Raw genomic sequence first — 16,318 nt, 5'->3', positions numbered from 1 at the left:
GCTCTTTGAAAAGCATCAAAATTCGTTCACATTGATGCCTTTAGGGCAGCGCTCGAATTTTAACCTGCCAAATTGTGGTGCATGATCAAAAAACATGCAATGAGGGGCTTCGGAGAAAATGCTGCACTCGCGAAAACTTCAATATATCGACGAAATCGCCCGATGCGGATCGATCCGCAAGGCGGCGGCCCGGCTGAACGTCGCGTCGTCGGCGATCAACCGGCAGATTCTCGCCTTGGAGGAAGAGTTCGGGGCGCCGCTTTTCGAGCGGATGCCGCGCGGGCTGAAGCTGACGGCGGCCGGGGAACTCTGCATCGAGCATATCCGGGAGGTGCTGAAGACCTATGAGCGGATGGAAGCGCGCATCCGCGGCCTCAAGATGCCGCAGGCCGGCAAGGTGACGCTGGTTTCGACCGTCGGGCTTGCCGCAGGGCCGCTTCCCGAGATCATAGCCCGCTTCGTCGCGCAGCATCCGCGCGTGCGGGTTCTCCTGCGCAACGACGGGCCGTCGAACACGATGCAGCCGGTGATCACGGGGGAGGTGGATTTCGGGCTCGGCTTCAACATCCCCGCGACGCCCGGCATCCGCACGCTCGCCAACTTCGACATACCGATCGGCGTCGTGATGCCGCCAGGGCATCGGCTGGCGGCGGAAGAGGGGCCGGTCGACCTTGCGGATGTCGTGCAGGAACCGCTGGTGCTTGCACAGTCGGGCACCAGCCTGCGCAACATCATCAATCTGGCGCTATCGCCGCTGTCGATCGCGGTGGAGCCGCTGGTGGAAAGCAACGCCTCGGAAATGCTGAAGAAGCTGGTCAAGGCGGGCACGGGCCTGACGCTGCTCAATCCGCTCGACGTGCTGTCGGAATGCCGCCGCGGCGAGCTGATCTTCCGGCCGATCGCCAACCCGCACGCGCGCCACCAGCCGATGAAGCTTTTCGCCCGCGCTCGCACGACGCTCGATACGGCGACCAGCCTGTTCGTGGAATTCCTGCTGTCGGAACTGGCGGCCATGGTGGCCGAATTGCAAGCCAAGGGCCACCTGCCGCCCCAGCCGCATGGCCGGGACGCGCAGCGCGACGAGGGTTAGCCGGAATAGAGTTCGTCGAGCGGGAAGATTTCGAATTCCCGCAGCATCTCGATGAAGCCCGCGACCTGATGGCGGCAGATAGCCGCGCCTTTTTCGGCGGTGCCCTTCGAGGCGTCGCCGACGACGCCGTTGGGGTTCAGATCGTGGGCCACCCAGGACAGCACGTGCGGGGGGGCGGGCTGCATGTATTTCGAGCGGCTTTCCGCCTTGGAGACGAAGTTCTGCGCGTTCTCCATCCGCACCAGTTCGGGGCGGAAATGCAGCATCAGCGAGGTTTCGACTTCGCCGCCATGGATACCGTATTTCTGCTCGTGCTCGCCGATCAGGCCCGGCGGGTGCCCGAAGCGTCCCCACTGCGTGCCGATCACCGCCATCTTGTAGCGGACGCGCAATTCGCGGCCGACAATGCTCATGATGTCGACATTGCCGCCGTGCGAGTTGACGAAGACGAGCTTCTTTACCCCGGCTTCCGCCACCTTGGCGCCGATCGCGGTCCAGGCGGGGATCAGGATTTCCGGGCCGAAGGACAGCGAGCCCGGGCCGTAGACGTGTTCGTTCGCCTTGCCGATCTCCTGGGTTGGGAGGACGAGGAAATCGAGATCCTCGGGGCGTTGCGCCTTCAATTCCGCCAGCATGCCGTTGGCGATCGCCACGTCGGTTGCGATCGGCAGGTGGGGTCCGTGCTGTTCGGTCGAGGCGATCGGCAGGATGGCGATGGTCTTGTCGGGCGAAAGGCCGGCGAAATCGAGTGAATTGAGTTCGTTCCAGTAAAATGGCTTGCCCATGCTGTCCTGCCTTTCTGCATCTCGTTTTTGAGGGTTAGGAGATCGAGCACATCTCGAAAAGCATCAATTTCCGCCTACTCCGCTGCTTTTTTGAGCGCGCTGTTTCGAGCCATCTGTATCAAGTCGGGAAAAAAGCCGATTTCACTAAAATTGCAGCTATCCGTTTAAGCGCCCGAAAAACCCGAGCGCTAGGGTGAACTCGTCCAAGAAACGGCATCCAAGCCGTCTGAAGAAAAGGGTGCAGCCATGATCAAGAAGCTCATCATTTCCGCCGTGGTCCTGACGGCGCTGATTGTCGGCAAGGAATCACGTGCAGCAGGTGTTGGCGGTTTCGCTCGCGTGCTGTCCGAAAATGTGGCAACCGAACGCCATGACGGCGCGATGATCGACAAGCCGGTCGATCGGGCGCCAAGCCCGATCCGCGAGCGCCTTCCCATCCTCCCGGCCTATCACCACATCTGATCCGGAGCGTCTCTCCTGCGCTCCCGTCCGTTGCAGCACGACGGACCGGCCCGTCTCCCTCTTCAGGGGTGGCGGGCTTTCGCGATTCGGCAATCGCGCTGCTTCAAGCTTCCAAAATTGATTCCGCAGGCCTCTGGAACGCGTTGTATTTAATTGAATATTTAACGTTCTACGCGAAGTTGGGCGCTCTTCCCGTCCAAGTCCGGAAAGCCGCCGAACCAGCCAACCCCGCGGCGGTTGTTTGAAATAAGGAGTGATGCAGGTGCGGATTTCAATCAAGCATACATTGATACTGGCTTTTGTTGTCTTGAGCCTGGGCATTTTGGGTCTCATGGGCAAGATGCTGTCTGAGGAGATAGGCCGCTACCGAAACTCCACCCAACTCTCCGAACTGGCACAGCTTGACGAAGCGCTTTTCAATACGCTGATCGGACTGCGCGGCGAGCGCGGCGCCATTTCCTCCGCAATCAAGCTGGAGCCTGCCGAGCTGGCGTCCAGCCTCAAGAACATGGATACCGGCCGGCAGTCGATGGACAAGGCCTTTTCGGCGGTAAAGACTCTGACCGCCGACGTCGAGCAGGCAAGCCTGCGCGGTGCGATCTCTCCCGTCCTCAGCGCCTATACGCAGTGGGCCGGTTACCGTGCAAATGTGGATACGGCGCTCACACAGGCGGTCAAGGATCGCGATCCGGCGCTCGGCAAAGCCGTGCTCGGACTTGCCGATACGATGCTGGCCGATCTCGAAAAGGCCGCCAACCAGGTCGAGGCCACCATCAATGCGCGCGGGCCAGGGATGATCATGTTCACCCAGATCCGCTCCCTTGCCTGGACGGCGCGCACCCAGCTCGGCACCGCCAACTCCACCTTCGTCAGTGCCCTGATCGCCAAGCAGCCGCTTGCGGCGGAGAAACTGACCGAAATTGCGGTTCAGGATGCCCGCGTGGCAACCGCATGGGATGTCATTACCCAGCTCTCCAACGCGGAGACGACCCCGGAGAAGATCAAGACGCTCCACCGGACAGCACAAACGACCTATTTCGGCGGACCGTATGCCGAGCAGCGTAATGCTGCCCTCAAGGCATTCCAGGCCGGCAAACCCTTCGACATGGCGGTCGACGACTGGCGCAAGCCCGCCGCGCCCGCGCAGTCTTCGATCGCCGATATGGCCTCTGCCTCGCTCAACGAGATGACGAGGCTGACGGCAGAAGAGGCTGCTTCCGCAAAGCAATCCATCATCGTCTACAGTGTTGCGACCGTCATCGCTTTTGCGCTTTCGCTTCTCGGCATCTACACGGTCATCGTGCGGATCGCCAACCCGATCAGCCGGTTGACGGGTGTGATGCGCACGCTTGCCGGCGGCGACCTTTCCGTCGAAATCCCGGGTGCTGCCCGCACCGACGAGATCGGCGACATGGCGCGCGCCGTGGAAATCTTCCGCGAGGCTGCGCAGCAGAACCGCCAGCTCGAGGCGGATGCCGAACACTCCCGCAAGGCGGCCGAAGCCGAACGCATCGAATTCCAGCGTCGCGCAGAGTCCGAAGCCGAGCACCGGCTGACCCAGGCCACCTCGGAACTCGCCTCCGGTCTGCAGCGCCTTGCTGCCGGCGATCTGCTGTGTGAGATCGACAAGGAGTTTTCCGAGCAGTTCGAAACCTTGCGCCATGACTTCAACAGCTCGGTCCGCCAGTTGCGGACCGCGCTCGAAGGCGTGAACCGGACCGCCCAAAGCGTTCGCAGCGGCAGCGACGAAATCTCCACCGCATCCGACCAGCTTTCGAAGCGTACGGAACAGCAGGCTGCATCGCTGGAAGAGACGGCGGCGGCGCTGGAAGAAGTAACCACCAATGTGAAGCAGACCTCCGAAAGGGCGAGCGAGGCGCGAGAAATCGTCCGCGATGCGAGCTCCCGCGCGCAAAACTCCAGCACCGTCGTTTCCAATGCGGTCAATGCGATGCAGAAGATCGAGATGGCGTCGAATCAGATCAGCCAGATCATCGGCGTCATCGACGAGATCGCGTTCCAGACCAACCTGCTTGCCCTCAACGCAGGCGTGGAAGCCGCCCGCGCAGGCGAGGCGGGCAAGGGATTTGCGGTCGTTGCCCAGGAAGTCCGCGAACTGGCGCAGCGCTCGGCCAAGGCCGCCAAGGAGATCAAGACGCTGATCGGCAATTCCGAAGCTGCCGTCAACCAAGGCGTGGTTCTCGTCAATGATACCGGCGACGGTCTCAAGGAGATCGCCAAGCTTGTCGCGGCGGTCAACCAGCATATGGAGGCGATCGCCATTGCGGCAAACGAGCAGGCGTTAGGTCTCTCGGAGATCAACACGTCCGTGAACCACATGGACCAGATGACCCAGCAGAACGCCGCCATGGTCGAGGAAATGAATGCGGCCGGCGCTACTCTTGCCGAGGAAAGCAGCCGTCTTTCGGAATTACTGGCGCGCTTCGAGGTGAGCCGAAACAACGTCCGCGATCAGCGCTCGTTCGCCCCCGGACGGCTGGCCATGGCCAGCTGAGGAGCACCGCGATCAACCGCGCTGCCTAATGCCTTTGCAAGCGGCGGGATTTCACCGTTCGAAAATCTGAGAACCGCCGGCTCCTTTGAGGGCCGGCGGTTTTCGTTTCAACAGGGCTAACGGTCCATATGGGGTTTTCCCCATTCGGCGATGGCGATGCCACCGAGCGCCAGCGCCAGTGCGACGACATGGAAGAGCTGCAGGCTTTCGCCGATGATGGCGACCGAGAGCAGCGTGCCGAACACCGGCACGAGATTGATGAACAGCCCGGCCCGGTTGGCGCCGATCTCCTCGACGCCCTTGATGTAGAGCACCTGCGCGATCAGCGAGGCGAAGATGCCCGTGTAGAGAACCACCACCCAGCCTTCCGCATCCGGCCAGATCAGGCGGTCGGCCGAATATTCCCAGAATACCAGCGGCAGCGAGAAGACCATCGCGAAAAAGGCAGGGACCGCCATCAGCGTTCGCCAGTCGATCTTCGGGCGCCATCTGAGCGCCACCGTGTAGACCGCATAGGCGACGACGGCGATCATCATGATCGCATCGCCGAAGTTGACGGTCAGCGTCACCAGGGCGCTCAAGTCGCCGTGGATGGCGGTGATGATGCCGCCGAGAAGCGTCAGGGTGAAGCCGAGGATCTGCGCCCAGGAGACCTTCATCCGGAACAGGGCGAAGTTGATGAGGAAGATCAGCATCGGGATGACCGCCTGCTCGACCGTCACGTTGATCGCCGTCGTGTAATTGACGGCGGTATAGAGCGCAGCGTTGAAGACGACATAACCGACGACGCCGAGGAAGAGGAGAATCGGCAGGTTCTTCCTGACGACCGGCCAGTCCTTGATGAACTGCGGCACGGAGATGGCGAAGATGATGGCGACGGCGAAAAACCAGCGCCAGAAGGTCAGCATCATCGGGCTCACATGGCCGACGGCGAGCTTGCCCGCTACCGCATTGCCACCCCAGGCCAGAGTTGCAATGACGAGCGAGAGATAGGCCTTTTTATGCAAGATGGTCTCCGGCGCCGGAAAATGACGGCGATTTCAGGAAATAACGGGCGGGAATAGCGTGTAGTCCACGGTTTTGTCACGTAAAAACCACGCCCGAGTGACAAACAGGTCGCTTTCCGTCGGCCGAGGCTTTATAGATGCGGCCGTTTGCAATGCCTCTGAACGGTTTCCATCCGCCAAAGGCGGTGCATGTAAAATCAAATTGGCGCATCGACCGTATATCAATATTGATCTACGGAAGGTGCGCGTGTGGTCGCGTGGGGCATTGCCCGCAATACAGGAAGCACAGATGACGAATGTAGTCGTGGTTGGTTCGCAATGGGGTGACGAAGGCAAGGGCAAGATTGTCGACTGGCTTTCCGAACGTGCCGATATCGTGGTGCGTTTCCAGGGCGGTCACAATGCGGGCCATACGCTCGTCATCGATGGCGTCAGCTACAAGCTGTCGCTGCTGCCCTCCGGCATCGTCCGCCCTGGCAAGATCGCGGTGATCGGCAACGGCGTCGTTCTCGATCCGCATGCGCTGCTGGCGGAAATCGAAAAGCTGGGCGCACAGGGCGTGAAGGTCACGCCCGAGAACCTGCGCGTCGCCGACAACGCCACGCTGATTCTCTCGCTACACCGCGAGCTCGACGGCATGCGCGAGGATGCCGCCTCCAACAGCGGCACCAAGATCGGCACCACCCGCCGCGGCATCGGTCCGGCCTATGAGGACAAGGTCGGCCGCCGCGCGATCCGCGTCATGGACCTTGCCGACATGGAGACGCTGCCCGGCAAGGTCGACCGCATCCTCACCCATCACAACGCGCTGCGCCGTGGTCTCGGAGAGAAGGAGGTCTCGCACGAGGCGATCATGCAGGAACTGACCTCGGTCGCCGACCGCGTGCTGCCCTTCCGCGAAACCGTCTGGGAACTGCTCGACAAGCAGCGCCGCAAGGGCGCGCGCATCCTTTTCGAAGGCGCTCAGGGCTCGCTGCTCGATATCGACCACGGCACCTATCCGTTCGTCACCTCGTCCAACACGGTCGCGGGCCAGGCGTCCGCCGGCTCCGGCATGGGCCCGGGCGCGCTCGGCTATATTCTCGGCATCACCAAGGCCTACACGACTCGCGTCGGCGAAGGCCCGTTCCCGACCGAGCTGAAGGACGAGATCGGCCAGTTCCTCGGCGAGAAGGGCCATGAATTCGGTACGGTCACGGGCCGCAAGCGCCGCTGCGGCTGGTTCGACGCAGCGCTGGTACGCCAGTCGGTCGCCACCAACGGCATTACCGGCATTGCGCTCACCAAGCTCGACGTTCTCGATGGCCTCGACGAGTTGAAGATCTGCGTCGGCTACATGCTCGACGGCGAGCAGATCGATCATCTTCCTGCAAGCCAGGGCGCCCAGGCTCGTGTAGAGCCGGTCTACGTCACCCTCGAAGGCTGGAAGGAATCGACGGTCGGGGCTCGCTCCTGGGCGGACCTGCCGGCCCAGGCGATCAAATATGTCCGCCAGGTCGAGGAATTGATCGGTGCGCCGGTTGCCCTACTTTCCACCAGCCCGGAGCGGGACGACACCATACTTGTGACCGACCCGTTTGAAGATTAAAGTCAAGAATTGATTACCATTCGGCCGGCCTTCGGGCCGGCTTACATGAGAAAGTGCTGATGGCTGATTTTGTAGCGGTGATCCGCCGCGCCGTTGACGGTCTGGCGAACAATACGCCGGAGATGCGTGCGAAGGTTTATGAAAAGGCTCGTGGCGCCGTGCAGCGGCAACTCGAGAACATGAAGCCGCGTCCGCCTGAAGACATGCTGCGGCGGCAGCTCGACAAGCTCGAAGCCGCTATCGTCGACGTCGAGAGCGAACATGCCGAAGCACTGGAACCGATAACCGACGGCGCAAGTGCCGCCGATGCCGAGACGGCCGGTGAGGCTGCTCCGGCCGAGCAGCCCTCGGAATACCAGGACGACCAGCAGCAGGCTGCCGAATCGGCTCAGGCGCCGGAAGAGATGCAGGCCGCATCCGAATCAACTCCCTCCGTTCGCGCAGAACGGCCCGTCTTTTACGAAGACGGTTATGAAGAGCCGGTACCGGCCGTCGCTCAAACCGTGCCCGCCGAGCCGGAGCCGGTCGCGCAGGAACCTGCCGACGTGGAGCCTCCGGTCTCCGAGCCAACCGTCCTCCACGAGGAGGAAGAGGTAACGGCGGTTTCCGATCAGCAGGAACCCGCCGCCCAGCAATATGGCGACTGGCGGGACGACGTGCCGTCGGAAGAGACGCCAGCCGAACCGGCACCCTACGAACATTCCGAACAGGCGCCCGAACCGTCGCAGGCTTTCGACGAGAGCACGATCGAATTCCCGACGGCCGCACCCCTGCCGGCCTCGGAGCCGGTTGTGCCGGAACCGGTCGATGCTGCCGCCGAGCCGGCCGATACTGCCGCAAGCGAATCGGCCGACGATGATTTCCCCTATCCGACACGCGGTGAGCAGGCTGTTCAGCAGGCCGCTCCCGAGGTCGTGGAGGCATGGCACAACGAACCGCATCCGTTTGAAGATCAGCATCCGGTCGAGGACCGGATGGAGGTCGAACAGCCTGCCGAGGCCCACCAGGCGCCGGGACCGGCCAAGCCGGCAGACGAGGATTGGGGCTGGGAGGTGCCGGCCCCGGCCGAGCCTCCGGTGTTGAGCCAGGAGACGGTTGCCGCCGCTGCATGGAACGATGTGCCGGAACTGATCACCGCCGGTCCCGTCGTGCCGATCGATCATGGGCACGGTGGTACCGCAACTCCCGCCGACGCTCATTTCGATTTGGAGACCCATGTGTCGGCCGATTCGGTCCGCATGCCGCCGGTTGCCGATCTCCCGGAGCTCGCGGAGCAATCCGCCGCGGCGGCAGGAGTGGCAACGGCTGCCGGCATTGATCCCTTCGCCGAATATCTCGATGAGCAACATTCCAAGAAGACCACTGCCGCGCCGGCGAAGCCGTCCGACAGCGATCCGTGGGGTGATCTCGAGGAGCTGATCGGCTTCAACAAGGATGCTCCGTCTTCTTCGGGCGGTGGTGCGCGCAGCACGCTCCACACCGATGCCGATGCAGACGATCTGATGCATGCGCCGGCCAGGCCCTATCGGGTCACTCCGGTGCGCAAGCGCAACTATGCCGGCATCGTGCTGGCGGTCATCGGTCTGGCACTTGTCGGCGGCGGCGGTTACGCGATCTGGCTGAACCGCGACTCGCTGAACGACATGGTCGACGGCTTGATCCAGTCGAGCGCGCCCGGAAGCCAGACGGCGCAGCAGACACCGGCGCCCGCACCCGCAACGCCGCAACCCAACCGCACTCCTTCGACGCCTTCCACCCCTGCGACGCCGCCACAGAACGGTGCGGCCAATACACCTGCCGCGCCGCGAACGGCGGACGGATCGACAGCCGGGACCAAATTCACGCAGCGGCTGATGGCAGACGGCCGCGAGGTCGACGAGGGGCCGGGTGTCACCGCCGGGCTGGCGCAGAATGCGGAAGGCCAGTCGGTAGCGCAGCTCAATGCTCCGCCCGCCAATCCTCCGGCGCAACCGGCGCCCACTCCGAGCGCGCCGAACGGCAGCGCCAATGCGGTGCCGCCTCAGACGCAACCGGCTGTGCCGGCTCCGAATGCCGCCACGCCGCCCGCCAGTCCGCCCTCGGCGACTCCGGCGAATACTCCGGCGGTCGCAGGCGAAAAGATGTTCCTTTATGAGGAGCGGATCGGCCAGACGGCGCCGACGGCCATCGAGGGCTCGGTCTCCTGGTCGCTGCAGCGCGAGGCAGGCGCCAACGGCCGGCAGGAACCGGTCGTCCAGGGACGTATCAACGTGCCGGGCAGGGGCCTGACGGCGCTGATGACCTTCAAGCGCAATACAGACCCGTCGCTGCCGGCGAGCCACCTGGTCGAGATCGTCTTCGCCGTGCCGCCGGATTTCGAAGGCGGTGCGATCGAAAGCGTGCAGCGCATTGCCATGAAGGCGAGCGAACAGGATCGCGGCAACGCATTGATCGCGGTGCCTGCCAAGATCACCGACGACTTCCACATGATCGCGCTCAACGATTTCCCGGATGCACGCTCGACCAATCTGGAGCTTCTGCGCAGCCGCAACTGGATCGACATCCCGATCGCCTATCGCAACGGCCGCCGCGCGCTGCTGACCCTCCAGAAGGGCCCGGACGGCGAACGCGCCTTCAATGACGCGATCCGCGAATGGGGCACGCTCGGTGCAACCGCCAGCGGGCAGTGACCAGGCAGGCCCTCCCTGGGGGGCGGACGAGATTGACGTACTACGTCGAGCGTAGTACGTTCATCCATGATCAAGTCGTGGGCGAATAGTTCTACCCGCCGCTTTGCCGAGGACGGCAAAGCCAAGTTTTCGGGGATGGACGAAGAGGCCGCGATCGAGTTGCTGGCGGCGCTCCACGCCGCATCGTCCCTCAACGATCTCAGCCCATTAAGGTCCGTCGGCCTTCACAAGCTTTCCGGAAATCGCTCAGGGCAGTGGGCAATGACGATCAACGGGCCGTGGCGAATCTGTTTCACGTTCAGGGATGGAAATGCCTGGGATGTGGAGATCGTCGATTATCATTAGGAAGGATATGCAGATGATGGCAGTTCATCCTGGTCGCATTTTGAAACGCGAATTGACCGCGCGCAGTCTGTCGGCCAACCAGCTCGCTCTTTCACTCCGCCTGCCTTCAGGGCGGATCACCGACATCCTCAACGGAAAGCGCGGCATTTCTCCCGATACGGCCCTGAGACTGGCGCGGTATTTTGGAAACACCGCTCGTTTCTGGCTCGATCTGCAGACGGCCTATGAGCTTGCTCTTGCCGAACGAGAAAATGGCGCCCGGATCGCGGAAGAGGTCAAGCCGTCCGAAGCAGCCTGACGTTCCGCGCAGTGTAGCCGACCGGCTTCTTGCACCACCGTGGTTTTGTATCGCCTAGAGAAGCGTATGGCCGGCCGCCTGCAGCAGTTCGCGGGCCTTCGGTTCGTCGACCGTTTTGATCAGCAGGTGGTCGCCGTCGAATGTGGAGACCACGAAAATGCCGATGCCGTTTTCCGAGAGCGGCCGGATCACCGAGAGCACGATGCCGGTTTCTCCGAACGCGAACGGCCCCTGGAACTTGTAGCAGGTCCAGCCGCCGTCCTGTTTCATGCCGGAAGGCAAGCGCTCATTGCGGCAGACGATGGAGAGTTCGTCGTCGGTGCGGCTGATGCTGACGAAACCTTCGCCATCCGCCCATGCGGGAATGCGGTCGGCGGGTTCAAGCCTGGCGATGGCATAGCTGCCGGCAAGTTTTCTGAGCGTGATCTGCGCTGCCATCCCTGCTTCTCCATTTCCAGTCCACGGATACCGGATAAAGAAAAGGGCCGCCGAAGCAGCCCCTTTTATATCGTCAGCGTCGCGCGTGATTACGCGTCGACGACGCGCAGAGCGTTCGCCTGGGCGAGCGCTTCCTTCTGAACGGCTTCCTGCACCTTTTCGAAGGCGCGGACTTCGATCTGACGGACGCGTTCGCGGCTGATGTCGAACTCGGACGACAGTTCCTCGAGGGTCACCGGATCGTCGGAAAGACGACGGGCTTCGAAGATGCGGCGTTCGCGGTCGTTCAGCACGCTCAGGGCCTTGGCCAGCATGCGGCGGCGCGTGTCGAGCTCGTCCTGCTCGATCAGCACGGCTTCCTGGCTTTCGTGGTCGTCCACCAGCCAATCCTGCCACTGGCCGGATTCACCTTCGGTGGCGCGGATCGGCGCATTCAGCGAAGCGTCGCCCGAAAGGCGGCGGTTCATTGAAACCACTTCCTCCTCGGAGACGTTAAGCTTGGTGGCGATTTCGGCCACCTGGTCGGGCTTCAGATCACCTTCGTCGATCGCCTGAATCTTGCCCTTCAACCGGCGCAGGTTAAAAAACAGCCGTTTCTGGTTGGCGGTGGTGCCCATTTTCACGAGCGACCACGAGCGCAGGATGTATTCCTGGATCGAGGCCTTGATCCACCACATCGCATAGGTCGCCAAACGGAAGCCGCGTTCCGGATCGAACTTCTTGACGGCCTGCATCAGGCCGACGTTACCTTCGGAGACGACTTCGCCGATCGGCAGGCCGTAACCGCGATAACCCATGGCGATCTTTGCCACGAGACGCAGGTGGCTGGTGACCAGCTTGTGGGCCGCATCCCGGTCGGCATGTTCGGCATACCGTTTTGCCAGCATGTATTCCTGCTGCGGTTCCAGCATGGGAAACTTGCGGATTTCGTCGAGATAGCGGTTGAGGCCGGCTTCGCCGGCAGTAATGGAAGGCAGAGTATTGCGGGCCATAAAGCACCCCTTTCCGATCTATATATCGGCTCCCTTTTTGATCTAGCTATACATGCTGAAGGCGAGCCAAGCGGTGCAGGTCATTTTCGACCCCACACCGACCCAAATGGCAGATAAGTACGGCAGAACAGTGATTCAAGTCATCACAGAAGCGTTATATCATTACAATATCGTAATATACAGCGCCGTGGTCTGACGCGCTGGGAAGCAAGACGATTGTGATCGTCTGGGATCCATGAGTGTATCCTTGCCTCACCCATCTCCGCCGCGTCAGAGACATTTGCGTTCCAGTCCATGCGCGTTGGAGCGGCGGTAACGGCTGACATCGCCATAAGCCTGGCTGCGCGAGACGCCGATATCCTTCAACTGATCGTCGGTCAACTCCAGCAGCGCCAGACGGTTGTGGCGCTGGCGAATTTTTCTCACGATGGCTGCGAGCACCCGGCGCAAGGGCGATGGCTTGGCCGATGCATCGTCGGCGGCGAGCGGCTGGCATGCCGCTGCGGGCGGCAGTTCCATGACAAGGTGATAGCGTTCCGATGTGCGGTCAAAGACCGCCCGGTTCTCGTTCTTCATGATCTTTCTCCTGAAAGAGTGCCGGCCAAATGCGCGCGGCTGGTGTTCAGGAGGCGGGCGGCTGGCGCCCGCCTCGATGTCGGTTACCGGTGCCGGTTTTTACTTGCTGGCTGCCTGGGCCGTGCGGGTCGCGACTTCGGCTTCCCGCAGCGCTTCGGCGCATTCCTCGCAGCAGACTTCGACCGTCTTGCCGCCGATCTTCACGGCGATCCGGGTCGAATCGAGTTCGCAGTCGCAGGCGGCGCAGGTGTTCTCTTTCATGGTGGCATCTCCCGATGTTGATCTTACGGGAAGAAGAAAAGCATTTTGGCAGGGGCTTCCGCTGTCAAAATCTTTAGCGACTGTCGCGCTGTCCCTATCTCAAGCCCGCAAAGCGCTGGAACTCCGCCGGCGTCCGTCCATAGGCATGGCGGAAAGCCGAGGAGAAGTGGCTGTGGCTGGAAAAGCCGAGTTCCAGCCCAAGTTCGGTCAGGTCGTCATAGGTGCCGAGCAGGTCGAGCGCCCGGGCCAGCCGCAGGCGAAGCTGGTAGCGGTAGAGCGGCGTGCCCTCCACCTGCTGGAAGACCTGCGTGAGGTAGACCGGTGAGACGCCGGTTTCACCGGCAATCTCGGCGAGCGTCCAGCGGCGCGCGAGATCGGAGGAGAGGGCGAGCTTGGCGCGGTCCACCAGCTTCTGACGCCCGGCGCTGGCGGTCGCGGCGCGCGCGGTCCTGACGCCGACGGAGCGGCGCACCAGCGTCATGGCCAGCGTTTCGGCTTCCAGCGTCTCGGCGGCGCCGCGCATCAGGCTGTGGCGCAGCAGCGCCACCAGCGCCTGGGCTCGTTCGTCGATCCTGAGACGCTGCTTGTCGAAGACGAAGCGCGAGCCTTTGGGATTGCGGTGCTCGGCCGGCACCAGTTCCTCCAGCATCGCTTCGGGCACGTCCATGCTCAGGCAGGAATCGCCGCCTTCGACCGGGTGGCTGATGTGGTAGGCCTCGTCGCAGTTGAAGAACAGGACCTGATTGGCCTCCGCCACCGTGTCGTCGCTGCCGACATGGCGCATGAAGACACCCCGATAGGGGAAGACGAGGCTGGTCGCATGGGAGCATTCCTCGCCGCTGCGATGCCGGCATTCGCCGTTGCACACGACGTCGCGGACCTTGATCAGGTCCGTGTCGAGGAGCTTTCTGACGGCGAGCTGGCTCATGGAGGACCTTGGGCTGCCTCGTGAATGTCGGGAGTTATATACTCTTCGACAGTGCCTCAGGCCACCCGTTTCATGCCTTCAGCGCTTCGATCAGCTCCGCCATGTCGTCGGGCATCGGTGCTTCGAATTCCATCACCTCGCCGGTGCGGGGATGCTCGAAGGCGAGCAGGAAGGCGTGCAGCGCCTGGCGCGGAAAACGGTTGACGACGCCCTTGGCCAAATCCGGCAGCAGGTTTGCCTTGGTCTTGAAGCCGGCCGAATAATCCTGGTCGCCGATCAGCGGATGGCCGATATGGGCCATGTGGACGCGTATCTGGTGGGTACGGCCGGTCTCCAGCCGGCATTCGATCAGCGCGGCGAGTGCGGTTGCATCCGGCTTTTCGTGGAAACGCTCGATCACCTGGTAATGGGTGATGGCTTCCCGGGCGTCGCTGCTGTCTTCCTTCTGCACGGCGCGCTTGGTGCGGTCTCCGGCACGGCCGAGCGGCGCGTCGATCGTTCCCTTCAGGCCGCGCGGGCGGCCCCAGACGACCGCCTGATAGGCGCGCTCCAGCGGACCCGAGCGGCCGTGGTCGGCGAACTGGTCGGCAAGGTGGCGGTGGGCGATGTCGTTCTTGGCGGCGACCATGACGCCGCTCGTATCCTTGTCGAGCCGATGGACGATGCCGGGACGCTTGACGCCGCCGATGCCCGAAAGGCTCGCGCCGCAATGATGGATCAGCGCGTTGACCAGCGTGCCGGTCCAGTTGCCGGCGCCCGGATGCACGACGAGGCCGGCGGGCTTGGCGATGACGATCAGGTCGGCATCCTCGTAGAGAACCTGGAGCGGGATATCCTCGCCCTTGGGCTCCGGATCCTCGGGTTCCGGAAGATCGATCTCGACGGTGTCGCCGGCATTGATCTTCTTCTTCGGCTCGGTGACCGGCTTGCCGTTGAGGCTGACGGCGCCCTGTTCGATCAGCGCCTTGATCCGGTTTCGCGAAAACTCACCGTCCAGCACAGAGGTCAGCCAGGCATCCAGCCGTCCTTCGGCCTCATTGGAGGCGGTGAGGACTTTCCTTGCACGCTCGGCTTCTTTAAAGGGATCGTTCATTCAATCATTCCGATAGCATTCGACAAGAACAAGGACGCCGCCCTCATGCCCCAACCCGAGATCGAGGAACAGGAAGAGCCGCTTGATCCGGCAATGGAGAAAATCCGCCGGAAGATGGTGCTTCTGATACTCGTTTCGGGCGGGATCTTGTTCGTCTGCTTTATGGCGGTCCTTGGCGCCATTGTCTACAAGGTCACGCAGCGGCCTGCCACGCCCGGGACGATCGCTTCGACAGGCGGGCTCTCGGTGCCCGCCGGCCAGCCGCTTGCGGCAACCGCCGAACTGCCTGCCGGTTTCGTCGTGCAGGGCGTATCCCTCTCCGGCAGCCAGATCCTCTTCTACGGACTGCTGACCGGCGACCAGAAGGTCCTGATCTACGACATTGCCGCCGGCCGCATCGTCGCCGATGTGACGGTGGCGATACCGCAATAATGGCACCGATCCGCATCGATGACGCGGACGATCCGCGGATCGCCGAATTCCGGTCGATCCGCGAGCGGGACCTCACCGGGCGGGAAGGGCGGTTCATCGCGGAAGGAACCGTAGTGCTTAGGATGCTCGCCACCGCACATGGTTCCGGCGGCGATTTTCTGACCGAGAAGATCCTGCTGCTCGAAAACCGGGTTGCGGGGGTTGCCGAGATCCTCGCAGGTTTTCCGGCGGACATTCCGGTCTACGTGGCCTCGGCCGCGGTGCTCGATCAGATCGCCGGTTTCCACCTGCATCGCGGCGTGCTGGCGCTTGGACGTCGCCGGCAGGAGAGAACGGCCTCCGAGCTGATTGCCGTGTTGGCCGAGAAGGCGCTGGTGGTCGCGGCCTTCGGCATTTCCAATCACGACAATATCGGTTCCATCTTCCGCAACGCCGCAGCCTTCGGCGCCGATGCGGTGCTGCTCGACCAGGGCTGCTGCGACCCGCTCTACCGCAAGTCGCTGCGCGTTTCCGTTGGTGCGGTTTTGTCGGTGCCGTACGCCCGGCACGGCACGATGACGGATATCCTGGCCGTGCTGATGGAGAAGGGTTTTGCCGTCTGGGGGCTTTCGCCCACGGGTTCGGTGGAAATCCGGAATGTACCGCCTTCAGAGCGTATGGTGTTGATCACCGGAACGGAGGGCGAGGGGCTGCCGGCGCACGTCCTCAGCCGTATCCGATCGGCCAGGATCGCCCAGGCGCCGGGTCTCGACAGCCTCAATGCGGCGACGGCGACCGGCATCGCGCTCTACGAGATCGCCATGGCCCAAGGTCGCCTATCTCAGGGCAGGTTATAGACG

The 16,318-nt window shown here is 62.7% G+C and carries 17 protein-coding genes; 9 read left to right on the top strand and 8 right to left on the bottom strand.

Annotated elements, in window-relative coordinates:
• Positions 1 to 118 precede the first annotated feature (118 nt).
• A complete protein-coding gene (locus C5L10_RS07850; RefSeq protein ID WP_046635069.1) occupies positions 119 to 1,090 on the top strand; it encodes a LysR family transcriptional regulator in 972 nt (323 codons plus the stop codon).
• Here C5L10_RS07850 and C5L10_RS07845 read toward each other — a convergent pair.
• Positions 1,087 to 1,875: a creatininase family protein gene (locus C5L10_RS07845; protein WP_105429167.1), complete on the bottom strand. Its 789-nt coding sequence runs from the start codon at positions 1,873 to 1,875 to the stop codon at positions 1,087 to 1,089. The two genes, C5L10_RS07850 and C5L10_RS07845, sit on opposite strands and share 4 nt — an antisense overlap.
• A 246-nt stretch (positions 1,876 to 2,121) precedes the next feature.
• On the opposite strand from C5L10_RS07845, the gene C5L10_RS07840 reads away from it, so the two are divergent.
• Together C5L10_RS07840 and C5L10_RS07835 are read left to right on the top strand one after the other, a co-directional pair.
• The gene (locus C5L10_RS07840; protein WP_105429166.1) at positions 2,122 to 2,337 is read left to right on the top strand and encodes a hypothetical protein; all 216 of its coding nucleotides are present in this window, start codon (positions 2,122 to 2,124) and stop codon (positions 2,335 to 2,337) included.
• Between the two features lie 256 nt (positions 2,338 to 2,593).
• Positions 2,594 to 4,852 (top strand): methyl-accepting chemotaxis protein, encoded by a 2,259-nt coding sequence (locus tag C5L10_RS07835; RefSeq protein WP_245447946.1) that lies wholly within the window; start codon positions 2,594 to 2,596, stop codon positions 4,850 to 4,852.
• 116 nt (positions 4,853 to 4,968) lie between these two features.
• Here C5L10_RS07835 and C5L10_RS07830 read toward each other — a convergent pair whose 3' ends face one another.
• Complete coding sequence (locus C5L10_RS07830; protein ID WP_046666723.1) at positions 4,969 to 5,859, bottom strand: DMT family transporter; 891 nt, start codon at positions 5,857 to 5,859, stop codon at positions 4,969 to 4,971.
• Between the two features lie 289 nt (positions 5,860 to 6,148).
• Between C5L10_RS07830 and C5L10_RS07825 the strand changes: the two genes are divergently transcribed.
• The 4 genes from C5L10_RS07825 (at position 6,149) to C5L10_RS07810 (ending at position 10,759) form a co-directional block, all read left to right on the top strand.
• A complete protein-coding gene (locus C5L10_RS07825; protein ID WP_105400314.1) occupies positions 6,149 to 7,447 on the top strand; it encodes an adenylosuccinate synthase in 1,299 nt (432 codons plus the stop codon).
• Positions 7,448 to 7,506: 59 nt separating this feature from the next.
• Entirely contained in the window at positions 7,507 to 10,116 is a 2,610-nt protein-coding gene (locus tag C5L10_RS07820; protein ID WP_105429165.1) for a hypothetical protein, read from the top strand.
• 66 nt (positions 10,117 to 10,182) lie between these two features.
• Positions 10,183 to 10,461, top strand: a complete 279-nt coding sequence (locus tag C5L10_RS07815; protein WP_105429164.1) for a type II toxin-antitoxin system RelE/ParE family toxin — start codon at positions 10,183 to 10,185, stop codon at positions 10,459 to 10,461.
• Between the two features lie 13 nt (positions 10,462 to 10,474).
• The gene (locus C5L10_RS07810) at positions 10,475 to 10,759 is read left to right on the top strand and encodes a HigA family addiction module antitoxin (RefSeq protein WP_105400899.1); all 285 of its coding nucleotides are present in this window, start codon (positions 10,475 to 10,477) and stop codon (positions 10,757 to 10,759) included.
• Between the two features lie 54 nt (positions 10,760 to 10,813).
• On the opposite strand, the gene C5L10_RS07805 is transcribed toward C5L10_RS07810, so the two are convergent.
• The 6 genes from C5L10_RS07805 to C5L10_RS07785 all read right to left on the bottom strand — a co-directional run bounded on the left by C5L10_RS07805 (position 10,814) and on the right by C5L10_RS07785 (position 15,047).
• Entirely contained in the window at positions 10,814 to 11,197 is a 384-nt protein-coding gene (locus C5L10_RS07805; RefSeq protein ID WP_105429163.1) for an ACT domain-containing protein, read from the bottom strand.
• Between the two features lie 89 nt (positions 11,198 to 11,286).
• Positions 11,287 to 12,189, bottom strand: coding sequence for an RNA polymerase sigma factor RpoH (rpoH, locus tag C5L10_RS07800; RefSeq protein WP_046600920.1), 903 nt, complete (start codon positions 12,187 to 12,189; stop codon positions 11,287 to 11,289).
• 270 nt (positions 12,190 to 12,459) lie between these two features.
• Complete coding sequence (locus tag C5L10_RS07795; protein ID WP_371411921.1) at positions 12,460 to 12,765, bottom strand: DUF1127 domain-containing protein; 306 nt, start codon at positions 12,763 to 12,765, stop codon at positions 12,460 to 12,462.
• 99 nt (positions 12,766 to 12,864) lie between these two features.
• Positions 12,865 to 13,026, bottom strand: coding sequence for a hypothetical protein (locus C5L10_RS33545; protein ID WP_172716939.1), 162 nt, complete (start codon positions 13,024 to 13,026; stop codon positions 12,865 to 12,867).
• 94 nt (positions 13,027 to 13,120) lie between these two features.
• Positions 13,121 to 13,954 (bottom strand): AraC family transcriptional regulator, encoded by an 834-nt coding sequence (locus C5L10_RS07790; protein ID WP_105429162.1) that lies wholly within the window; start codon positions 13,952 to 13,954, stop codon positions 13,121 to 13,123.
• Between the two features lie 70 nt (positions 13,955 to 14,024).
• Positions 14,025 to 15,047 carry an RluA family pseudouridine synthase gene (locus tag C5L10_RS07785; RefSeq protein ID WP_105429161.1) on the bottom strand — a complete coding sequence of 341 codons (1,023 nt, stop codon included), beginning with the start codon at positions 15,045 to 15,047 and terminating at the stop codon, positions 14,025 to 14,027.
• Positions 15,048 to 15,092: 45 nt separating this feature from the next.
• On the opposite strand from C5L10_RS07785, the gene C5L10_RS07780 reads away from it, so the two are divergent.
• Together C5L10_RS07780 and C5L10_RS07775 are read left to right on the top strand one after the other, a co-directional pair.
• On the top strand, positions 15,093 to 15,479 hold the full coding sequence (locus tag C5L10_RS07780; RefSeq protein WP_105429160.1) for a hypothetical protein: 387 nt from the start codon (positions 15,093 to 15,095) through the stop codon (positions 15,477 to 15,479).
• The gene (locus C5L10_RS07775; protein WP_105429159.1) at positions 15,479 to 16,315 is read left to right on the top strand and encodes an RNA methyltransferase; all 837 of its coding nucleotides are present in this window, start codon (positions 15,479 to 15,481) and stop codon (positions 16,313 to 16,315) included. The genes C5L10_RS07780 and C5L10_RS07775 overlap by 1 nt, the downstream gene beginning before the upstream one ends.
• Positions 16,316 to 16,318 lie beyond the last annotated feature (3 nt).

This window comes from Neorhizobium sp. T6_25 (genome assembly GCF_002968555.1).
Classification (GTDB): Bacteria; Pseudomonadota; Alphaproteobacteria; order Rhizobiales; family Rhizobiaceae; genus Neorhizobium.
The sequence above is the reverse complement of the archived record's forward strand: the minus strand, read 5'-3'. Positions and strand labels throughout refer to the sequence as shown.

Bases quoted from the DNA above. Each gene is read 5' to 3' on its own strand.
- C5L10_RS07795 (WP_371411921.1), bottom strand. From the start codon at position 12,765: ATGAAGAACGAGAACCGGGCGGTCTTTGACCGCACATCGGAACGCTAT.
- C5L10_RS07785 (WP_105429161.1), bottom strand. From the start codon at position 15,047: ATGAACGATCCCTTTAAAGAAGCCGAGCGTGCAAGGAAAGTCCTCACC.
- C5L10_RS07805 (WP_105429163.1), bottom strand. From the start codon at position 11,197: ATGGCAGCGCAGATCACGCTCAGAAAACTTGCCGGCAGCTATGCCATC.
- C5L10_RS07835 (WP_245447946.1), top strand. From the start codon at position 2,594: ATGCAGGTGCGGATTTCAATCAAGCATACATTGATACTGGCTTTTGTT.
- rpoH (WP_046600920.1), bottom strand. From the start codon at position 12,189: ATGGCCCGCAATACTCTGCCTTCCATTACTGCCGGCGAAGCCGGCCTC.
- C5L10_RS07850 (WP_046635069.1), top strand. From the start codon at position 119: ATGCTGCACTCGCGAAAACTTCAATATATCGACGAAATCGCCCGATGC.
- C5L10_RS07840 (WP_105429166.1), top strand. From the start codon at position 2,122: ATGATCAAGAAGCTCATCATTTCCGCCGTGGTCCTGACGGCGCTGATT.
- C5L10_RS07845 (WP_105429167.1), bottom strand. From the start codon at position 1,875: ATGGGCAAGCCATTTTACTGGAACGAACTCAATTCACTCGATTTCGCC.
- C5L10_RS07825 (WP_105400314.1), top strand. From the start codon at position 6,149: ATGACGAATGTAGTCGTGGTTGGTTCGCAATGGGGTGACGAAGGCAAG.
- C5L10_RS07780 (WP_105429160.1), top strand. From the start codon at position 15,093: ATGCCCCAACCCGAGATCGAGGAACAGGAAGAGCCGCTTGATCCGGCA.
- C5L10_RS07820 (WP_105429165.1), top strand. From the start codon at position 7,507: ATGGCTGATTTTGTAGCGGTGATCCGCCGCGCCGTTGACGGTCTGGCG.
- C5L10_RS07790 (WP_105429162.1), bottom strand. From the start codon at position 13,954: ATGAGCCAGCTCGCCGTCAGAAAGCTCCTCGACACGGACCTGATCAAG.
- C5L10_RS07815 (WP_105429164.1), top strand. From the start codon at position 10,183: ATGATCAAGTCGTGGGCGAATAGTTCTACCCGCCGCTTTGCCGAGGAC.
- C5L10_RS07775 (WP_105429159.1), top strand. From the start codon at position 15,479: ATGGCACCGATCCGCATCGATGACGCGGACGATCCGCGGATCGCCGAA.
- C5L10_RS07810 (WP_105400899.1), top strand. From the start codon at position 10,475: ATGATGGCAGTTCATCCTGGTCGCATTTTGAAACGCGAATTGACCGCG.
- C5L10_RS33545 (WP_172716939.1), bottom strand. From the start codon at position 13,026: ATGAAAGAGAACACCTGCGCCGCCTGCGACTGCGAACTCGATTCGACC.